At 42.8% G+C, this 21071-nt stretch carries 19 protein-coding genes; 17 read left to right on the forward strand and 2 right to left on the reverse strand.

All coding sequences use genetic code 11. The features are described 5' to 3' along the window. Nucleotides 1-14 precede the first annotated feature (14 nt). The 14 genes from ICV89_RS02380 to ICV89_RS02445 all read left to right on the forward strand — a co-directional run bounded on the left by ICV89_RS02380 (nt 15) and on the right by ICV89_RS02445 (nt 13153). Nucleotides 15-1856 (forward strand): flagellar hook-basal body complex protein, encoded by a 1842-nt coding sequence (locus ICV89_RS02380; protein ID WP_215309352.1) that lies wholly within the window; start codon nt 15-17, stop codon nt 1854-1856. Nucleotides 1857-1873: 17 nt separating this feature from the next. After that, nucleotides 1874-2635 carry a flagellar basal body rod protein FlgF gene (locus ICV89_RS02385; protein ID WP_256441779.1) on the forward strand — a complete coding sequence of 254 codons (762 nt, stop codon included), beginning with the start codon at nt 1874-1876 and terminating at the stop codon, nt 2633-2635. 17 nt (nt 2636-2652) lie between these two features. Continuing rightward, complete coding sequence (gene flgG, locus ICV89_RS02390; RefSeq protein WP_215309354.1) at nt 2653-3438, forward strand: flagellar basal-body rod protein FlgG; 786 nt, start codon at nt 2653-2655, stop codon at nt 3436-3438. Next, complete coding sequence (locus tag ICV89_RS02395; RefSeq protein WP_251370891.1) at nt 3435-4160, forward strand: flagellar basal body L-ring protein FlgH; 726 nt, start codon at nt 3435-3437, stop codon at nt 4158-4160. Before flgG ends, ICV89_RS02395 begins: the two co-directional genes overlap by 4 nt. Further along, nucleotides 4160-5290, forward strand: a complete 1131-nt coding sequence (locus ICV89_RS02400; protein ID WP_215309356.1) for a flagellar basal body P-ring protein FlgI — start codon at nt 4160-4162, stop codon at nt 5288-5290. The genes ICV89_RS02395 and ICV89_RS02400 overlap by 1 nt, the downstream gene beginning before the upstream one ends. Further along, on the forward strand, nt 5290-5742 hold the full coding sequence (locus ICV89_RS02405; RefSeq protein WP_215309357.1) for a hypothetical protein: 453 nt from the start codon (nt 5290-5292) through the stop codon (nt 5740-5742). The genes ICV89_RS02400 and ICV89_RS02405 overlap by 1 nt, the downstream gene beginning before the upstream one ends. A gap of 4 nt (nt 5743-5746) precedes the next feature. Continuing rightward, nucleotides 5747-7276: a flagellar hook-associated protein FlgK gene (gene flgK, locus ICV89_RS02410; RefSeq protein ID WP_215309359.1), complete on the forward strand. Its 1530-nt coding sequence runs from the start codon at nt 5747-5749 to the stop codon at nt 7274-7276. Nucleotides 7277-7285: 9 nt separating this feature from the next. Next, nucleotides 7286-8155: a flagellin gene (locus ICV89_RS02415; protein ID WP_215309361.1), complete on the forward strand. Its 870-nt coding sequence runs from the start codon at nt 7286-7288 to the stop codon at nt 8153-8155. A 17-nt stretch (nt 8156-8172) separates the two neighbouring features. Next, nucleotides 8173-9033: a flagellar motor stator protein MotA gene (gene motA, locus ICV89_RS02420; protein WP_215309363.1), complete on the forward strand. Its 861-nt coding sequence runs from the start codon at nt 8173-8175 to the stop codon at nt 9031-9033. Between the two features lie 5 nt (nt 9034-9038). Then, nucleotides 9039-10067 (forward strand): flagellar motor protein MotB, encoded by a 1029-nt coding sequence (motB, locus tag ICV89_RS02425; RefSeq protein ID WP_215309365.1) that lies wholly within the window; start codon nt 9039-9041, stop codon nt 10065-10067. A gap of 55 nt (nt 10068-10122) precedes the next feature. Continuing rightward, nucleotides 10123-10866, forward strand: a complete 744-nt coding sequence (locus ICV89_RS02430; protein WP_215309367.1) for a hypothetical protein — start codon at nt 10123-10125, stop codon at nt 10864-10866. Nucleotides 10867-10893: 27 nt separating this feature from the next. Beyond that, nucleotides 10894-11280 carry a hypothetical protein gene (locus ICV89_RS02435; protein ID WP_215309369.1) on the forward strand — a complete coding sequence of 129 codons (387 nt, stop codon included), beginning with the start codon at nt 10894-10896 and terminating at the stop codon, nt 11278-11280. A 37-nt stretch (nt 11281-11317) separates the two neighbouring features. Then, nucleotides 11318-11911 (forward strand): tetratricopeptide repeat protein, encoded by a 594-nt coding sequence (locus ICV89_RS02440; protein ID WP_215309370.1) that lies wholly within the window; start codon nt 11318-11320, stop codon nt 11909-11911. Nucleotides 11912-12022: 111 nt separating this feature from the next. Continuing rightward, entirely contained in the window at nt 12023-13153 is a 1131-nt protein-coding gene (locus ICV89_RS02445; protein WP_215309372.1) for a flagellar biosynthesis protein FlhB, read from the forward strand. Nucleotides 13154-13197: 44 nt separating this feature from the next. Here the strand turns inward: ICV89_RS02445 and ICV89_RS02450 are convergent, their stop codons facing one another. Then, nucleotides 13198-13752: a hypothetical protein gene (locus ICV89_RS02450; RefSeq protein WP_215309373.1), complete on the reverse strand. Its 555-nt coding sequence runs from the start codon at nt 13750-13752 to the stop codon at nt 13198-13200. A gap of 727 nt (nt 13753-14479) precedes the next feature. On the opposite strand from ICV89_RS02450, the gene ICV89_RS02455 reads away from it, so the two are divergent. Further along, the gene (locus ICV89_RS02455; RefSeq protein WP_215309375.1) at nt 14480-16876 is read left to right on the forward strand and encodes a hypothetical protein; all 2397 of its coding nucleotides are present in this window, start codon (nt 14480-14482) and stop codon (nt 16874-16876) included. Between the two features lie 102 nt (nt 16877-16978). Here the strand turns inward: ICV89_RS02455 and ICV89_RS02460 are convergent, their stop codons facing one another. Then, nucleotides 16979-17185, reverse strand: coding sequence for a hypothetical protein (locus ICV89_RS02460; protein ID WP_215309377.1), 207 nt, complete (start codon nt 17183-17185; stop codon nt 16979-16981). 257 nt (nt 17186-17442) lie between these two features. On the opposite strand from ICV89_RS02460, the gene ICV89_RS02465 reads away from it, so the two are divergent. Together ICV89_RS02465 and ICV89_RS02470 are read left to right on the forward strand one after the other, a co-directional pair. Beyond that, the gene (locus tag ICV89_RS02465; protein ID WP_215309378.1) at nt 17443-19872 is read left to right on the forward strand and encodes a hypothetical protein; all 2430 of its coding nucleotides are present in this window, start codon (nt 17443-17445) and stop codon (nt 19870-19872) included. A 108-nt stretch (nt 19873-19980) separates the two neighbouring features. Then, nucleotides 19981-20850 (forward strand): spermidine synthase, encoded by an 870-nt coding sequence (locus tag ICV89_RS02470; protein WP_215309380.1) that lies wholly within the window; start codon nt 19981-19983, stop codon nt 20848-20850. Nucleotides 20851-21071: the final 221 nt, after the last annotated feature.

A 21071-nucleotide genomic window follows, 5' to 3' on the forward strand; every position in this document is an offset into this window, starting at 1 on the left:
CTAGGGAGCAAAAAATGGGATATGGAATCGGATTAGCAGGTTTAGATTCAACAGCACAAGCTATTGACGTAGTTAGTAATGACATCGCAAACGCACAAACCGTCGGATTTAAATCCGCGCAGTTTGTATTTGCTGATATGTATTTCAAGGCAAATGATGCTCAGGCGAAAGATCGCGTAGGTATGGGATCACAGCAACAAGCCATTAGAAGAGATCAGTCCTATGGAACATTGCAAACTACACAAAATCCACTGGACTTAGCAATTACTGGCCCAGGTATGTTTATGCTAGCTAAAAATGTAATCGGAACAGTCCCGACCGAAAGTCCGAGCAAGTTTGAATACACGCGTAATGGTCAATTTGGAACCGATAGCCAAAACCGAATCGTCAATCAAAGTGGTTTATTGCTAGTGGGTTACCCAGCTGATACGGCTGGCAATATCATCTCTGGCGCAAAATCAACGATGGTATTGGATCCAGAGCCTCTCCCATCACAGCCGACAATCAATTCAAAACTAGAACTAAACTTGGATACAAGAAATCCTCCAATGGATATTCGCTTTGATCCAACCAATAGCATTACTTATAGCCAAGCAACATCGCAAACGATTTATGACCAAAATGGTAATGGCCACATTCTAAGCTTGTACTATAAGCGAGTCTCTTCTCAGCCTTTAACATTAACGTTGCAGACTAGTGGCGCTTACAACTTCCTTCCAACGCAGCCACTTCCGACTCAAACTGATGCGACAAAATATGACATAAGTAGTGGCAGGCCATTAAATGAACAGATGGGCGTTATTGCTAGTACTTATAAAGGTGAAGATAGTAAGTATAAGGTGGCCTCTGTTACTGCTAACGGTGCAACTTATGTTAAGAAAACACTTGTTGACCCGACTAACTTGCCTATTAATTCCGAGCAAGTGAGCATTGTTGGAGCTCAAAAAACATTGACTGGCGGCACCTTAGGTGAGGTAGGCTCAACCTATGATTTGAGATTAGCAGATGGTACTCATATCCCAATTAAACAAACTGTAAAGTATGTAGCACCTGTAACAGCTAATCCAAGCGCAAACCCTCCAGTTGTTGCTGTAACAGAAGTCCTCGAAAAATTTGAGGCAACCACAGATCGATTTGAAGTTTATGCAACAATCGATGGAAATAAAGTTGGTCATAATCCAGATACAGGTATGGATGGTGATGTGGCATTTAAAAAGTCCAGTGATGGTTCATTGAATACTCAGCAAATGTCTATCGGTACTATGGCCTTTTTGGGTGGTCAAAATATTGATACTCTAGCAAAAGGGGCTGATGGAAAGCCCGCAAATTTTGCAACAAGTAGTTTCAAACTTAATGCATTAAGTGCTTCCCCAGTAGCTGCATATGGCCGTACTAACCAGAACGGAATTATGCAATTTACGATTTCGAGTGACGCCACTTCAGCGTTAACTGCCCCGACTCAAACTTATGCAAATTCCCAAGATGGTCATACCGTATCAAATCTATCTGGTTATTCAATAGATGGTTCCGGTAAGTTATTAGCAACTTATGACAATGGTGTACAGGCAGTTAAGGGTCAGCTCATTTTGGCGCAATTTAATAACTTAGATGGATTGATGCCAAATGGTAGCAATACCTTTGCTGCTACTGCTGCATCAGGCGATCCGATATTGAGTGCTCCTGGCACTGGATTATTAGGTCAGGTTCGCTCGAAATCATTGGAAGCTTCAAACGTAGACTTAACTGCAGAGTTGGTCCAATTGATGGTATTACAAAGACAATACTCCGCTACTTCTCAGGCATTAAAACTCCAAGCAGCGACTATTGTTGATGATGCTATCAATATGAGCCGATAAGCAGTAAGCACTAATCTATGATTAACCGATACGCTTACACTTCAATGACAGGGGCAACAGCCGCAACGCAACAGTTGGCTGTTACCTCTAATAATCTGGCCAATGGTTTGACGCCAGGTTTCAGAGAAGTCATCAGCGCTTTTCGGGCTGTACCGTTAAAGGGTGATGGTGAGCCTTTTACCGGTAATGGTGCAGATACGAGAGTATTTACAGTTGAAACTACGCCAGGAAGTAACTTTACCGGCGGGCAAATACAAACAACCTCCAATCCTTTAGATGTCGCGATTAAAGGCGATGGTTTTTTTGCAGTACGTCGTCCCGATGGTAAAGAGGCTTATACCCGTGCGGGTAAGTTCATGGTTAATGATCAAGGAATTTTGAGTGTTGGTAAGGAAATACCGGTAGTAGGTGAGGGCGGGAGTATCACCATACCAACCGGATCCACACTGCAAATCGCAGAAGATGGCTCTGTTTACACTCAAATGCCAGGAACCCAGTATCTCAATCAAGTTGGTAAATTAAAGCTAGTGAATCCTAATACTAATAATTTGGTACGTGGAGAAGATGGTTTGTTTGATCTACCAGGAGAACAGGCAGCTGCTGATCAACGCGTTAAGGTAGTGCAAGGTGCATTTGAACTGAGTAACGTGAATCCGACGATGGCAATGGTCCAGATGATCACTCAAAATCGACTATTTGATTTAAATACTCGATCAATTACGTTGGCTGATCAAAACTCAAGATCAGCTACGACACTATTATCACTATCACGTAGCTAATAGAAAGAAAGATAAAAATGTTACGTTCACTATGGATTGCTAAAACGGGCATGGATGCCCAGCAGATGAATTTAGATACGATATCTAACAATCTAGCAAACGCGTCTACCACAGCATTTAAGCGAATCCAGCCATTATTTCAGGATTTACTCTACACCACTATTCGTGCATCTGGTTCTGCAGCAAATGCACAAAATCTATTACCAACTGGTCTTCAAGTGGGATCAGGATCAGCGATTACGTCAACCGAAAGAAATAATCTACAAGGTACCTTGTATCAAACAGGTAATCAATTAGATATTGCGATTAACGGAAATGGTTTCTTCCAAATTGCGCTTGCCGATGGAACAACTGCATATACCCGTAATGGTCAATTTAGCAAAAGTGCTACTGGACAAATTGTTACCTCGTCTGGCAACGTAGTGTCACCTGGCCTGACTATTCCGATTAATGCTGTCAACATTACGATTAGCCTATCAGGTCAAGTACAAGCTCTTGATCAGACAGGAAATGTAACGCAAGTAGGTCAATTATCAATGGCCAACTTTATTAACCCAGCAGGATTAGTGGCTCTTGGTGGTGGCAACTATATCGCTTCACCAGCTTCCGGTAATGCAACGAACGGTCTACCTGGATTAAATGGTATGGGTACGATGAATCAGTACTACATCGAGCAATCCAACGTGAACGTTGCTGAAGAGCTGGTTAATTTAATTGCCGCACAGCGCGCCTATGAAATTAATACCAGAGCAGTTACTGCTTCTGATCAAATTTTGCAACGCGTCAGCAATTTGGGGCAATGATGATTCATCTAGGTAGACTTTTTCGTTATGGCTTTGTCAGCGCAGTAAGCGTCATTTTGTTGGCCGCTTGCGCTAGTGCCGACCGGCCTTCTTTATTGTCTACCCCAACGACTGCAAGACCACGTCCTATTCAGGAAACATCTGCAAATATGGGCAGTTTGTACCCAGCTAATTCAGGTGGACCTTATATTAATGCAGTAAGTCATCGACCACTGTTTGAGGATCGGCGCGCTAGAAACGTTGGCGACACTCTCACAGTGCTGCTCAATGAAACAACGAGTGCAGCGAAAAACTCAGGCATGGCAGCTGCTCGCAAAGCAAACGGCACATCCACTTTTGGTAACAATAGCCCAACATTTAATGGGGCAATGTTTAGCCTTGCTAATGCAGCCAATTTTTCAGGTACTGGAGACATTAAGAGTGAGGGTTCAGGCTCGAGTGCTGCAAGCAATACCTTTGCTGGAACAATTACAGTCACCGTTGTGGAGATTCTGTCCAACGGTAATTTAGTGGTTGCCGGTGAGAAGCAAGTTGCGGTCAGTAACGAAGAAGAAATTATTCGCTTTGGCGGTATTGTTAATCCAAATACATTGGTCTTTAATCAGGTCTCATCACAGCAAGTTGCGGACGCTCGTATTGAGTATCGTGGTCGCGGAGCGACAGACGATACTCAAGGAACTGGATGGTTTACACGTTTGATGCTTAAGCTGGCACCATTCTGATGAAGATTAATCATTACCTCTCTTCATGCGCCAAAGGCTTGCTAGTTTTAGTAAGCCTAAGCTGTTTTAGTAGCATCTGCTTTGCTGATCGTATTAAGGATATTTCAGATACAGCAGGGCAAAGATCAAACCAACTTGTGGGTTACGGCTTAGTAGTTGGTTTGGACGGTACGGGCGACCAAACAACCCAGACGCCATTTACCTTGCAAAGTGTGCTACAAATGATTGGGGTATTAGGTGTTACTTTGCCATCTACCGGTAATCAAACTCAGCTGCGTAATACAGCAGCAGTGATGGTCACTGCAGAATTTCCAGCGCTTTCTAGGCCTGGTCAGCAGATAGATGTGACTGTTTCCTCTCTGGGAAATTCAACCAGCCTAAAGGGTGGTACTTTGGTGATGACGCCGCTTAAAGCTGCTGATGGTCAAGTGTATGCACAAGCTCAAGGAAACGTCGTTATTGGAGGTTCACGAGCTGCAACTGGCGGTGCTGCAACTTCTGTCAATCATTTATCTGCGGGCAGAATACCTTCAGGCGGTATTGTCGAAAGAGCAGTCCCAGCACTGTTGGTAGACGAGTTCGTGCAATTGGATTTACGTCAGGCTGATTTTTCTTTAATGCAAAGAACGGCAGAAGCCATTGGCCGTCGTTTTGGTATTGGCACAGCATTGCCTATTGATGCTAGATCACTGAATGTACGCGTACCAACAGAACCACTAAAAAGAACTGCATTTATGGCAGCGTTGCAAGATTTGGATGTGCCAATGGGTAGTCAATCAGCAAGGGTAATATTGAATTCTCGTACAGGCTCAGTGGTAATGAACCAAGCGGTGAGACTTTCCCCTTCTGCTGTAGCGCACGGTAATTTAACAATCAAAATTCAGCAATCCCCCACGGTAAGTCAGCCATTACCATTTAGTCGTGGACAGACCACTACCTCCACAGAAGACACTGCAACTATTACTGATAGTGGTAAGGAAAATAGCTTAATTGCTGTGCCCGGAGGAGCCTCTTTGGATCAGGTGGTTAAGGCTCTCAATATGATGGGCGCTACTCCACAGGACCTCATTTCTATTTTGCAATCCCTTAGAGCTGCCGGTGCCTTACGTGCAGAATTAGAGGTCATTTAATGGATGTTAATCAACTAACACCTTCCATTGATCCTAATAGCGCCAGAATGCTTCAGGGTACTGCCGTTAAAACATCATCTTCTGCATCAACTAATGAAGCTAAATTAAAACAGGCTGCACAGGGATTTGAACGCACTTTATTGAGGCAGATGCTCAGTTCAGCAAGAAATACGAACTTGAATGGCATGGATGGGCAAAGTAGTGCTTCCAAGTCTTATCTAGAAATAATGGATGATCATGTAGCTGACTTGCTCTCACAAGGGCGAGGCGTTGGCTTTGGCAAGCAAATTGCTGAACAGCTGATTGCACAGTCCAATGCGGCAAAACTAAGCGGAATTCAAGAAGTAGCCGTTAAACCTTTAAATACTCCTCGTTCCGCACCCACTTCTGTAGAAACTTTGCAGTCACTGCAAAGACCAAATGGTTTTGAGAGTACTCCTACACTAAGGTAAATATATGGGCGTCTACTCCATCACTGATTCTGCAATGTCCGCCTTAAATATCGCACAGGCGGGCATTCTGACAACTTCACAAAACGTGGCTGGTGCATCCGTGGATGGCTTCACACGTCGCACTGCAGATGCCACAATTAATGCGCTCGCACCCAATTCTTTGATGCTCAATGGCACGAGTTTTGCTGTTGAAGGTTTCACTCGTCAATACTCCTCATTACTCAATGCTCAGGTTTTGAACCAACAAGCAAAATCGAGTTACTCGGAGACCTTGGTGCAGTACACCCAAGGAATTGATACCTTGGTAGCGGATCAGTCCACAGGACTAAATACCGCGATTAGTAATTTCTTTAATGCGCTCGGTACCTATGCAGCAGATCCCACCAGTAAGCCGCAGGCCGCCGCCATTACGGCTTCAGCAAATGAGGTAGCAAGACGTATTGTTGGTATGAGCGGCTTAACCGCACAAATTTCAAGTGACGCAAAAAAAGGTTTGGCAGACACTGCTGCGCAGGTCAATACATTACTACCTGAGTTAGCACAAATCAATGCTCAAATTATTAAAGGTACTAGTTCTGGCAACTCTTACCCATCAGCAGATTTGTTAGATGAGCGAGATCGCCTGCTATCTCAACTACAAAAGCTGGTAGGCGGACAATCGTTGATTAATGGCGATGGTACGGCCACCCATTTAATTGCAGGTATGCCCTTAGTTGATCGAACAGTAGCAAATAAGCTGGTAATGAATGGCGGGCAAGATATGCATACTGCAGTCTATTCATTAAAGAGTGGGGCAGACAATACGACTCTTACAAGTATTCAGCGTCTTGACGGTGGCCAAGCAGGTGCATTACTTGAATTGGTGAATACTTTTGTACCTAAAATTGATCAACGTTTAGATACGATTGCCCTGGGCCTGGTCTCTGCTGCTAATACAGCCAGCCAAACAGAAAACAATGTATTTGCTCAGACTAACCCCTTGCTCGCCATTTTTGGTTTTCAAGTAGGCTCACAAAAATTGCCTAGTCTAGAAGGGGATATCACTGCAGATATCAATAGCGTCTCAGATTCCTTTGGGCAGTTGGTATCAGGTATTAATTCAGAAGAGAATATGAATCGTCTCTATGATTATTTAGCCAACTCAAGTAACAGCCTAACGGCATCAGGCTTTAAGGCCGCTAATTTTATTTCTCTGGCTCCAACTGATACCGCTGCATATTTTGATGTGATGGGCGATCCAATTATTACTTCAGATGCCGCTAATTTTTTGCAAAAACAAAGCTCGATATTTATTGTTAGTTCCGCCAGTTTAGTTAGTGATGTCGGCGTTCAGGTAGCTACTTGGAAAAGCACCCAAAAAGCTGATATCGCCGTGATGACTAATTTAAAAAGTCAAAAGGACTCTATTTCAGGAGTGAATCTTGATGAGGAAGCTGCAAACTTATTGAAGTATCAACAGTTATATACCGCTTCAACTAAGGTATTGCAGACTGGTAATCAAATGTTTAATGCGCTCCTATCGATCATGAATTGAGGGTAGATTATGAGTATCCGAATTAGTACCAATCAAGTATTAGACGCAGGTGTCGATTCTATGAATAATAGTTTGATCGATGCTACCGCTTGGCAACAAAAAATAAACACAGGCAAAAACTACAGTAAGGCCTCAGATAGTATTTATGCTGTATCTAGAGGTGTAGAGCTTGATTTTGATATATCACGCCTCAAGATGTTCAAGAATAACCAAGACATGGTGGCGAGTTTGCATGATAGCGCGCAAACCCAGATGGATAGCATGTTGAATCAAATGATTACCTTAAAGCAATTATTTGTTCAGTCTCAAAATACAGCTTTAAGCCCAGCGAATTATGGCGCATTAAAAATCCAAGCTGAGTCAATCCGTGACACGATTATGAGTCAGATGACCGCTAAAGATGCTAGCGGCCATGCAATCTTTTCTAGCGTAGTAAATCAGGTCCAAATTGAACCTAATGTGATGGTCGACTCTGGGATTCAGTTTAATTTGGCTTTTGGCGTTGGCGGTACTGCTAGCGAACCACAATCTTCAGAGCTCTATACCAGTATCGATAGTTTTGTTAGCTACCTTGATGGGCGCGCTAATGGTGCTCAAGCTATTTCAGGTGATGCGGTGGTTATTTCAACCAGCCTGAACGCCTCCTATGAGCAATTAATGACCGCCCAGCAAACTAGTGGCGCAATTTCTAGCCAGTTAGACGTCTCAAAAAGCGTCATAACCGCCTTGGGAACTGAGTTTGCGGCTGCCTCCTCAGCTATTTTGGATACTGATATGGCTGCGGCTACGGCGGCTTATACTAAAGCCCAAACCTTATTAAACGCTGCGCAGGCGATGTTTGCTAAACTTCAGCAAAGTAATTTATTTTCCAAACTTTAAATTGAGTAAATAGAAGTATGAATATTCCATTAGGCTGGATTATTGCGATGGGTTGTGCCCTAGGGGGCTATGCTTTGCATGGCGGCCACATTGCGGTATTGTGGCAGCCTACTGAGGTCTTGACCATTGTTGGTGCCGCTCTCGGCACGATGATTGCCTCAAATACCATCATTAATTTGAAGAAAACCCTAGGAGCCCTAGGTGGTGCTTTTAAAGGCGCTGGCGACCAAAAGAAAAAACACTTAGATTTACTTTGCCTGATGTTCGAGATTTTGCAAAAAGTGAAACGTGATGGCTTGATGTCTTTAGAGGGTGATATTGAGGAGCCGGAATCAAGCCCACTCTTTGAAGCCTATCCAGATATTTTGAAAGATCACCATTTAGTCGATTTCATTACCGACTATTTACGGATGATGCTTGGTGGCTCATTAGATCTAGTTCAAATTGAAAGCTTGATGGAGCAAGAGTTAGATGTTCACCATCAAGAGAGTCACATACCTGTGGCATCAGTGACGATGGTGGGCGATGGTCTACCAGCTTTTGGTATTGTGGCGGCGGTGATGGGTGTGGTTCATACCATGGGCTCCATTGGTTTACCCCCAGCAGAGTTGGGTAAGCTTATTGGTGCTGCGCTTGTAGGTACCTTCTTAGGTATTTTGTTGGCCTACGCTTTTGTTCAACCAGTCGCTAAGGTTCTAGAGCAGCAAGCTGAATCTGAAACTAGAGCCTTCATGGCAATCAAAGCCATTTTGCTTGCAAGCCTAAATAATTTTCCCCCTGCAGCAGCTGTAGAATTTGGACGTAAAGTGCTCTTTACTTATCAACGTCCAACATTTACTGAGCTGGATGAAGGTACTAAAGCTGCTAAAGGGAAGTAAGCACCATGGCTAAGTCCGACGCGCCAATCATTGTCGTTAAGCGCGTTAAAAAAGGTGGTCATGGTCATCACGGTGGCGCCTGGAAAATTGCCTACGCCGACTTCGTGACGGCGATGATGGCCTTCTTCTTGTTGATGTGGGTTTTAGGATCCACTACAGCAGGTGACTTGGCTGGTATCTCCTCCTACTTTCAAAATCCGATGCGCGTTTCTATGAGTGGCGGCCAAGGGTCGGGTGAGACTACTCGGATTATCAAGGGTGGCGGTGACAATATTTCTAAGGTAGCTGGAGTAGAGGCTAAGGCTGATGCTGATACTGAGCAACGCCGTATCAGTGACTCATCAGTCACTGATGTTGAAAATGCCCGTAAAGACAGAACAAAAAATGAAGCAGTCAAATCCGATATTGAAAAAAGTGTTGAGGCTGATGCCGAGTTAAAAAATATCAAAGGCCAACTCTTTATGGATATCACCTCGGAGGGTCTGCGTATTCAGGTGGTTGATGAAAAAGGGAAGCCGCTATTTAATAGTGGTGGCGTTGTACCTACCGTGTCAGCAAGACGTTTACTACGGGTCATTGGAAAGTCTTTAAATGACAATCCTGGCAAGATTCGTATTGAGGGCCATACAGATGCTGCAAAATTTTCTAATGGCGAAGCGGGTTATACCAACTGGGAGCTATCAAGTGAGCGTGCTAACGTGGCGCGCCGGGAAATGATTGCTGGTGGCTTAGCGCCTTCTAATGTTGCCCAAGTGATCGGTTTCGCAGATACGATCCCCTTAAATCCTGCTGATTTGAGTGATCCCTTAAATCGACGTATCTCGATTACGCTCTTAAATAAGAAGCCTAAGAAAGAAGAAAAGCCGGTACAAAGACCGATTGAGAGACAGAAAGAGGAAATGCCAAAAGGAGCGCAAGAGATTCCGGCCAATTTAAGAGCGCCGGCTCAATTTTTATCTAAGGATGCTCCTATAGCGCCAGCAATGGATACCTCTAAAGTAGATAAACCGGCTACAGGCAAGCCTGCGAGGTAAAGCCTTGGCACTGCTCTTTAGAATCCTACTTGCCTTCATGATACTGGCGCCCTTAGTGAGCACGGCTTCAGACCCTAAAGTTCAAGACAAGAATGTACAAAAAAAGAGCAGCTCTGAGGCTAAAAGTTCTTCTGAGCCGTTTGTTGGGCCTGCGAGTGAGGCAAAAAAACTCTATAAGCGCTATAAACGCAGCTACGATAAAACCATTGTTGCGATTGCTTGCGTTAAAAACCCCAAATGTATTGAGCCGGAGGATGAGGTGCTGCGTTATAGCAAGGAAGCGTCTAGGATCCTAGAAAAACTCGATACCCTAGCAGCAGAGGGAGATGTGCAAGCAAACTATTATCGGGGTTTAATTGCCTTTGAGCGTATGCAGTACTATGACCAGCAGGCCGAGATCGTTACGCACCCTGATTTCATCCTAACCAATACCGTTTTTCGTCGTTACGCTAAAAAACAATATTTATTAGCAGAAAAGTACTTTTCTGTACCTGCTAAAATTCAGAATCCCAGCGCATGTGAATATTTGGGCAATCTATATCTAACGACTATTGTTGGCAACCCGCAACAAGAGAAGGCGGCCATGTATTTCTATAATGCTGCGAATGCTTATATTGAGCAGGGCAACCAAATTGCTGGTGCGAGGATGTATAACGCAATGAAGGATAATCTGAATCCTGCAGATCCTAGAATTATCCAAGTGTATGCAAAGTTGCATAATAAGGAGCCTATTGCGAATTGGCGAAAGTTACCAAGTGATTTTGTGCCAAGTGCCCCAAAGAAAGCTGAGCAACATTGATATGCCATTAATCGGAAAGTAACAGTGATGAATGAAAAGCTTGAATCTTTAATACAGTTGGGTAAGAAACTCCTGCTTTGGCTCATTCTGCCCTTGGTCATTCTGATATCTGGCTTTTTCTTGGGCGAGCAATTTGAAGTGGGTCGATTATCAGCCATCGCTAGTTGTGAGGGTAGCGTGAACAATAGCGCATGCATTCGCTCGAAGGGTTACTTAGCCAGTTCCCCTTACTATCCTGACCTAGGACGCCGTTATTTTGGCGCCTTTGCCAGAATGATTGGTGGGGATTTAGGTGCAAGTTATTATGTTGAGCCTGCCTTACCGGTGAATTTGCCTAAGGCTGGCGATACCCCGCCAGATGAGGATGCGGAAGAGCCTGAAGAGAAGAAGCCAGCGCCGCCAAGCAAAAAGTAAGTATCAAGCGTAACTAAGACAATTATCTGAGCTAGCTATGCCCCAGCTAAATTGGTACGCTCTCTTACGTATGCCAATGCTAGCTGCTTTTGCTAGCATCTTGTTGGGCTGCTCAGATTATCAGCAGGCAAGGTCTGCTTATGCTGCCGGCGATTACACCAAGGCCTATCAATTATTTCAGGGACTCGCAGAATCTGGAGATACTAAGGCTCAGTACGATTTATCTTTGATGTATATCCAAGGAATTGGTACTAAACAAAATATTGAGCAGGGCTTAGTTTGGTTAAATCGTGCTGCCGAGAAGGGCAATATTGAGGCCATGCTCGAATTGGGGGTCCTGTATCAAAAGATCGACGCCTTGGAGAATGCTCCCCAATTAGCCCTCTATTGGTTTGAAAAAGCAGCCATGGCTGGGAGCGCAGTGGGGCAATTTAACTTAGCCCATATCTATATGGATGGCGGCCAAACAGCGATAGATTTACCAAAAGCATACATCTGGATGTCTTTATCTGATGCCACTGGCAATCCAGTGGCCGGTGCAGAGCTAGCAAAGCTCAAGGGATCCTTAAGTCCCCAAGAGCTAATTGCAGCCAAAGAAAAACTCGCCGCCCTCAAAAAAACCTTGCCTTAGTTAAACTCCGAGTCAAATTCCAGGCCCATAGTGACTATCGGGAATTCAGGAATAATAGACTCGCAGGGTGTAAGCTTGAGCCATAGCTAAAATTGTGTACGAGGTAATAGGGTGGCTGAAGGTGGAGATAACTCCCAAGAACGGGAACTGGAACCGAGTGAGCGGCGCATTCTGCGTGCTCGTGAACAAGGGCAACTACCCCAATCACGCGATCTAGCGACTTTTGCTACCCTAGTAGTAGTAGTCATTTTTTTATCAGCCGTTGGCCCTCTGCTACTAAAACAAATGGTCTTAATGACTCAGGCAATTTTTCAGTTTTCAGAGCCTGCCAAACTGATGGATCATATGCAAGAGTGGGTAGGAGGGGCATTCTTAGTCGTGCTGATTCTTTTAGCTTTGATCTTCATCCCACTGTGGATTATTGGCATCTTAGCGCCCTTATCTTTAGTGAACTTCCGCGCTTATTTTGCCCCCCAGTTTAATTTAGGTAGGCTCGATATCATTGCCGGGCTAGGGCGGATGTTTTCTATTAATGCCTTAAGCGAGCTATTAAAGAACTTAGTGAAAACAACCCTCATGTTAGGTGTGGGTATGGCCTATTTATTCGGCTTGTTTGCCTACGTTCGGATGATTGTTAATCAGAATTTTGATGCAGCGCTCGTACAGACCTCATCTTTTATTCTTGATGGTTTTATGCTCCTGATGTTGCCCTTGCTATTGATTGCGGTTGGGGACTCCTGGCTGCAATGGTTCAACTTTCGCAAACAAATTCGGATGAGCCCCGAAGAAATGAAGCAGGAGATGAAAGAGTCGGATGGCTCACCAGAGATCAAGCAGCGCCTGCGGCAAATGCAACGACAGATCTCCGCATCGCGGATGATGGCAGCGATTGAGCGGGCAGACGTCGTTTTAGCCAACCCGGAGCACTATTCTGTAGCGCTACGCTATGACATGGAAAAGATGGCAGCGCCGATTGTGGTGGCTAAAGGGGCAGACCAGATCGCTTTGCGGATTCAGGAGGTAGCCAAAGACTTTAATGTGCCCATTGCCCAAATTCCTCCATTGGCACGCTATTTATATAGTCAGCTAGAGATCGGGGAAGCCATACCCTTACCCCTATTTGAGGCCATTGCCCAAATCTTGGCCTGGGCTTATGACACTAGGGAATCAGGCTTAGCGGGGGATGCCCCCCAGGTGGATTTCATCCCCACCCAGCTCAAACCTAACAAGCCCTTACTTTAGTTAGCCCCAACCAAACTAGGTAGGGCTATAAGAAATAGACCCACTTAGTTCATGACGCTTTTGGCAAAGGTTGCCCCGACATCCTCAGGGAAAAAGTACACCAACATCAGTTCATTGCGGTTATTCAGGCTTCTGCCAATCTGAAAGGCAACTTGCCCGCCCCCAAAAACATAGCTTTTGGTCTTACGAACCCCAGAGGCAAAAGCGCTTTCTTGACCCTCAGAAGGACTGTAATCTAGACCATATTTAATGGAAAGGCGCTCAATAATGGCATCCGCTACCTCTTTTTTATAGTAGCCCAACTCTTTTTTCATCAGCACCATGCGGCCGGCCTCGTTATAGATTAGCCATAGGTCCTCATCTTTTTCTCCATTTTTGACCTTGCAACTATAGGTGAGGTCGTATTGGGTGCACTTAAATTTATCAACCGCCTCTTGCCCGCTAGTATTAAACGGAATACCAGCGTATTCCTCCATGGGTAGTTTGACTACCGCCGTATCTGGTAGCCAAACCTCTGCCTGAGGGGGGGTCTCATTATTGCCGCAGGCAAAAAGGGTGGCGCATAGCGCTAGAGCGGAAAGAGTCTGAATCCTAATCACAGTTATTTCACAGTCTTAATAGGTTATTTGAGGCAGGGGGTAGCTTAAGGTTGGCTAATTAGAGGTTTAGGCATGAAAGCTTGGCATAAAACACGGCATTTATCTGTCATTAAAAGGTACTTTACCCTAGAATCCGTGCTCGATTTAAGGGTTTGAAGATATCCAGCGGCACATAGTGCATCTACAAACTTCTTCACTGTGAGGTGGCTACAGGAAAAATAGCTATATAGCCCCTTCAAAGAGAGCTTTTTGCCTTGTTGTTGTAAATCCAAAACAATCAAAACGACTCCCAGGGGAATACTCGAATATTGACCCTGGAGTTCTTTTTCTGGAAAAACACCCCAAAGAAACTCTACAGGAACTAAATAGGGGTTTGAGAAGATATATTTCATTGATTTATAGATGGAAAGATCATAAGAAAATATTATATATCTAATTTATAGATATAAAAGATAAATATAAATAGACCGGCAACCAAAAAGAAGTAAAAAAAGACTAAACAAATCAACAGAAAAAGCCGAAACAATAAGTAGAAGTCTGAAATAAAGGCTAAAAATCTTATTTTCTGAATGGATATTAATAAGTGAAGGGATTGATTGCCCTCAAAAATAAGCTGAACTAGAAACTATATAAATTATATATATATATATTTTATATATCTTTACTAATCAGCCCCGATTAATTATCCGTAAAAGAAGATAAGTAACTAATTTAATAGGAGTGCGACATGGGTAACTTAGCAATTAAAATCGGTGCCGGTTCAAGAACGTTTGATGATATAGCGTTGGCTTATTCAATGAGAGGCAATCAAAAGCTCTCTATTACAGGCGCTGGAACTGATCTCTATGCCGCACTTGGTCAACTAACCGCAAAAGCTGATGGAATTGGGTCTATTAAGGCAACAAGCGATATTGTTGTTACGGCCGCTGAGGTTACCCAAAATAAAGCAGCACTTCTAAAGCTTGGCACAAGAAGTCTAGTTTTGCAAAATGCTGGTGTTGAGACGAATACAGAAGTTTCTGCCAATTTCAATTCATTAGATTCAGTATATACAAAATTCAAATCATTAAATATCTCAGCTGCTCCAACTATTGACGTGGCTAAACTTAGTACAGCCGTTAATTTAGGGGCAATGGAAGTATTGTCTGGAAAAACATTCAATGTTTCCGGTTCTGCTACAGATATCCAAAATAATATTTCATCTCTGCTTAAAAATATATCTAAGGTTGGTTCGATTACAGTTTCTGCTGGTCAGGAACTTCAATTAAATGTTGATCAGCTCGCTATATTGGGTGATAAGCTTTTGAAATCAGCTGGAAGCTCAGTCACTGCCATCGCCGGTAGTAGTTCGACTGTTGTAAATGCAACTGCTCACGGCTTGAATACTGGTGATGCAGTACAGGCTAACACAACTCGCGGCGCTGTTGCTGCAGGCACCACTTACTATGCCAGATCTTTAAGCTCTGGTACTTTTGCGCTTTATGACACACAAGCACATGCAAATGATACTAACTATACAACTGGAATCGTAAATACAGGGACCGTGGCAGCTAGTGATGTATTCACTAAGTCTAAATCTACAGTAGCATTGAAAGATACAGCTGATAATTTACTTACTACAAGCGGCCTAGCTCTCATTAATAAGTTCAACAATACAAATATAAATGCTCCATCAACACAGGTGACTGCTACTGGGCTTTCTCAGAGTGCCGGTGTTCTTACCTCAACATCACTTGTTGGATTTAATACCGGTGACGCTGTAGCATATAACGGTGGCGATGTAGCCTCTGGTAGCGGTCGTTTAGCCTTAGCAGATGGTCAACTTGCCTACGCTAGAAAGCTATCTGACAACTCATTTGCGCTCTATGACAGTTATTTAAACGCTGTTACTACAAGTTCTACAGCGGGGCTTCTTAATACAGGCGCTACTTCTACAGCCGTTGGTGCTACTTATTCAAGTCAGGTAGGTAATTCACCTTTAAGAGTCACGACCTTAGATAATGTTCAAGTAAAGGCCGCATCATTAGCACAGTTAGATCAATTTACCACTTTGACATCCTTAACTTCTACTAATCAAGGTTCAAATACTAGAGCTTTGTCTAACATAGTTAGCTCTGTAGAAGTTGCTGATACATTGTCTAAATTGCAAGCTAATGGTGAGACAAAAACAGGAACTGTAACTTCAGGAGCCGCTTCTGATTCTACGGGTATCATAGCTTTGAATACTCATGGCTATGCGAGTGGTGACGCAGTTACTTTTGCTACTACTGGAACAAAAGCTGCTACAGGATTAACTAGTGGAAACGTATACTATGTTGGTAAGTTAGATGCTGGTAGATTCGTACTATATGACAATAAGGCTGACGCTGTTGCATTGGACGTTTCTACTAGTGAGGCTGCTGGATACCTTGCCAAACCTTGGAAAGCAATAACTGCCCAATCTGGAGCTGGTACCCTCACATTTTCAAGAAGCGCCTTGGAAAATTCTATGAAAGCAGTCACTTCTTATAAAGATGGTACTGGGTCGATTAGTAGGGTGACTATAAAAGGATCTGGTGCTATTACGTCTACAGATTTACAAAGCATTACTTCTAAAGTTTTAAGGACTAACGCCAACGCAAATGTTACATATTCAGCTAAGGCAGTTGATATTCAAAATAACCTTCAGGCTATATATGACAACAAAACAGTCTCTGGAAACAATCCACTAACTGAAATTGTAGTTACAGATGGAACTGCGATGGGGAAAAAGGGATTCTCCATGTCTCAGACCTTCTATACAGCTTTGAAATCAATATTCGCTAATGGTGTAGATAATCCAGCTGGAAAAACCACAAATAAGAACTATTCATTTACTATCTCGTCCGCAAGCTTTGATAGCGGTAATCCAACTACACTACAAGATGATGTTAATGTTTCAACCTATGCAATAACAAATGCTTCTTACAGTGATCTTGATCCTATTGCCCATCCTGATTATTTACGCATTGCGTTAGGTCAGTCAAAGCTCAAGTCATTAACAACACAAAGTATTTCTGACTCAACTCAGAGAAATGTAATTAAAAATCTGTTGAATGCAATCGGAAATCCTGTGGATAGAGCTAAGTTAAAGTTGATTGGATAACTAAGATTGCTTAAGTAAAGAACTCGTGATCTTTTTATAAAGATCACGAGTTTTTTTTGCTTTCTGAAATATTGTTCAACTGACACTCGAAAACGATTAAGCTTACGCCCTAAAATTCACATGCCGTCCAAGGTCGCCAAGCGGCTCCGTTTTCTGAACTTGGAATTTAAAGTTAGTGGGTTTAAGTTCTACCCCTTTCATTTCTTCCATTTGTGACTGGGCACCACCTTTAGTGCGCATATCGCTTAAAGATGCTCCAGCGGAAGCGAATTGAGACTGGTAAGAGATCGAAGTGTTGATAGCAGCCATATTGATTCCTTGAAAATCGAGATACTGATATACATATCTTTATCTACTTTACAACGAACTGAATTAGTAATCACTAACTTATTTAGATCTAAATGTCACCCAAACAGTAAAAACTCTTGGGGCAGGGTATCGAGGTCTAAAAAGAAGGGATGGATCTTTAAATGCATTACTAAATAAGTCGATATCTCCTAATGAATAAGCCATTTTTAGCCGTAAATTGACTGTAGGCACTATGTAGGTGCCAATAGGATAATTCAATGACGGCGTTGTATACAGTAGGGGGTACCGGGTACAGCACCCTAGTAACTGCCCTTGCCAATCAAGGTAACGTAGCTGTGACAGGCGCTGCAGGCGACCTGTCTGACACCGTATTGTCTGAACTTGAAGCAAATAGCGCAAGAATTTCTACCATCACGCTCTCGGGTAACGATAATTTATCGTTGACAGGCTCCAAGGTGACATCTTATAAAGATGTCATTCTGAAGTTAGCTTCTGCAAAATTGAATGTTGCAGACACTGCTGCAGGAATCGGCGGTAATAATTTCAAGAGTCTTGATGCTGTGTATACAAAGATTAATGCAATCACTGTAAGTGATGCTGGTCCAGTATCAGTGGCATATAGCGTTTATAGCTCAAATACAAATGAACAAGCTATAGAGACGCTAATAAGAGCTAATGATAATAAGGGGGTTGCAGTAACCAATTTCTCTGGAAATGCTAATGCTCTAAGTACTTTGATAAGCGATGGTGACGTAAAGTCAATTTCCTTAAAAGAAAGCATTGCAAACCTGACTACAAACGCAACTGCAATTAATGGCAGTAGCAAGATTGCCTCAAGCTCCATTACCGTCTTTGATACCTTAACAAACATTAATGCTGATGCTGCAAAAACCCTAGTTGGAACAACGCTAGCAGCTAAGGTATCTTCAGTAGCAATATCCATGGGTGCCGCAGATTTAACTACTGAAAATCTGGCAACTATCAATGCATTGCCAGATGCAATTAAATCAAAAGCCAGTATTAGTATTAACGATAACATCGCCAATCTGAATACAAACTCAACTGCAATTAATGCTAATAGTAGGGTTGCCTCAAACTCGATTACTGTTTCAGATACATTAGCAAATATTTCTGCAAGCGCTGCAAAGACTCTGATTGGAAGCACTATCGCAAGCAAGGTATCTTCAGTCGTAATATCTTTGGCTGCTGCAGATGTGACCACTGCCAATCTCCAAACAATCTACGCTTTGCCAGATGCAATCAAATCAAAAGTCAGCTTTAGTATTAGCGGTAGCGTAAATTCAGTTCCATTGGCCATGTCTGCTACTGAAATGACCTCGGCAAATTTGGCAATTATTAACGCTTTGCCCGATTCCATTAAATCAAATATTAGTCTTAGCATTACCGGAAGTGCTACCGACATTATCAGAAATTCTGACACCATCACCGCATTGGGTAGCAAGGTTACATCTATCGTAGGAACGAATGCATCAATTGCAAATTTAACAACATTAAATTCTTTAAAGAATAAGTTCACAGCAATTGGTATTACAGATATAGGCGCCAACTTAGCGCAAACCACTTCGACAAATCACACAGCCTTGGGTGATGCAATCACATCATGGACATCTGGAAAAATTTCAGGCCTCAAATTATCTGCAATACCGACAACTACAGCGCTTGCGTCAATTTTATCGGCAGTTTCTGGTAACAGCATTGCTGTCTCAGTTTCGGATACAGCGTCTAATCTGAACAAAGATTTGGCGTCAGCAAGCTCAGTAATTGGATCTAACATCAGCAATCTATCATCCGTTGCTGTTAGTGATGGCACATTACTGAAAAAAGCAGTATTGAATATGTCTAGCGCACAATACACTGCTTTAAAAATCAAATTAACTGGTCAGAACACTTTTATTTTGAGTACAGTCCCATATGCTGACTACAACACAGTAAAAAATGATACCGCTGTTCTTAAATACAGCGTTCAGGATACTTATACAAATTTAGCATCGGCTGATCTATCCACAATGCTTAGTAGTACCAGTTTATTAGGTCTGAAGATCACAAATGCAGCAGTTACTGACGTAAGTACTATTAGTGCGCAGTATGCAGCATTAGCTCCCTCTTATAGAAACAAGTTAAGTTCTGTAACAGTGACAGACACCTCAGCAAATTTGCTGGGAAGCGCTTCGACATTAACCAATCTGAGAAGCAATAATCTGATTAAGAACATCTATGCAACAGGAGCAAGCCTTGCTAATGTTCTAACACTCAAATCCAATCCTAAGGTCACAGGTATTACTGTGTCTGATACAGAAGCGAATTTCAAACTGGGCGCTAATGCTTCATTAGTTTCTTACTCAAGAGTAACGAGTTTTTCTTTAACTGCTGTTGGTACAGCCTCCTTATCTGGTACTAATAATTATCTCAGTAACAGTAAGATCACATCAATTGACGTAGCTGACACTCTCACGAATATTAATGGAATTAGCGATACGATTATGAATAATACAAAGCTCAATCAAATTACTGCAAATGCAATATCGATCAGTGATATTGCTACCGTAAGCAGTAAATCAAAAGTTGCATCAATTAATGTATCCGATTCCTGGGCAAATATTAAGACCTATTTTGCTGGTACCGGTGCGACGCAAAATTCAAAAGTAAAAACGTTCACCGTTGTTTGATAATTGCTAATTAATGCAAATATGACTTGAGATAGCCCTCATTTAATTGCCCCACCTGGTTTTGGTATTCAAAATGGATTTTGACGCTAGAGTGATTGTTGATTGACTATGCTGAGCAATATCAAGACCGTTTTATCTTCAGTAATTTCTGCTGGTTTAAAGTCAACGACGGCAAAAGAAGGTTTGTTGTATGAAGGCCAAACACTCTGTGGGCTCGCAAGAGTAACGCAAGATCGTGATGGTATCCGCACACTACGCTTTGGAAAAAATGGGCCACGTCAAAGCGTAGTCAAACCAGGCGACCTTAATTACTTAGGATTGCCATATATAAAATCGGCGACGATCGGTCTGGCGTTTACTGAGCATATAGATCGCATTTTGGTAATTGGGGTAGGGGGTGGCTCAATACCCATGTTTTTGCACAAACACTATCCAAGCGTGCACATCGATGTTGTTGATATTGATCCGCAAATTATTGCTTTAGCAAAGCAATATTTTAATTTTGCGGAGAATCGTTCTTTGATCTCTCATGCACAAGATGGTCGAACCTTTGTTGAAAATGTTCAAAAGCCTTATGACCTGATTTTTTTAGATGCTTTTACAGCAGCAGGAATACCAAAACACCTGGCAACCAAAGAGTTTTTGTTGGCCATGAAAAATGCTCTCAATGCATCTGGCGCCATCATTACCAATATGTGGAGCACTGTCACTGCCAATCCCCTCTATAAACCCATGCTTCGCACTTATCAGGAAGTCTTTCATGAGGTCTACACCTTGAGGGTCCCAAAAGCAGGTAATAAGGTTGTGATTGCACTACCAATAATAAAAAAGGTGACCTTAAATGGTCTTGCTGAGCATGCGCAGCAGATCAGCGTGCAAAAGACTTTGCCATTTGATTTGAGCGAATTATTACAGCCCGGATTGGTCAAGTTAATTGATCTTCAGGGTAGCAAAATACTGCTCGATAGCGAACAATAGTTAGTGGGTGCTATGCATTAGGACCCAGCATATGGCTATTTATAAATCCCTACTATTTATAAGGATTATTAATGCCATTATGAGCTCGCCAATCACTAACAGCAATTGGAGTTAAAGCCGTATACCCTTATTGGTGCATTGAGATAAGGCGTGTTTAGGGTTGCTCTATTTTTGTGCAGCGCAACTTTTGTTTATAACTTTTTTCTGTTATTTTTTCCCTT

This window comes from Polynucleobacter sp. Adler-ghost, from assembly GCF_018688495.1.
GTDB lineage: Bacteria > Pseudomonadota > Gammaproteobacteria > Burkholderiales > Burkholderiaceae > Polynucleobacter.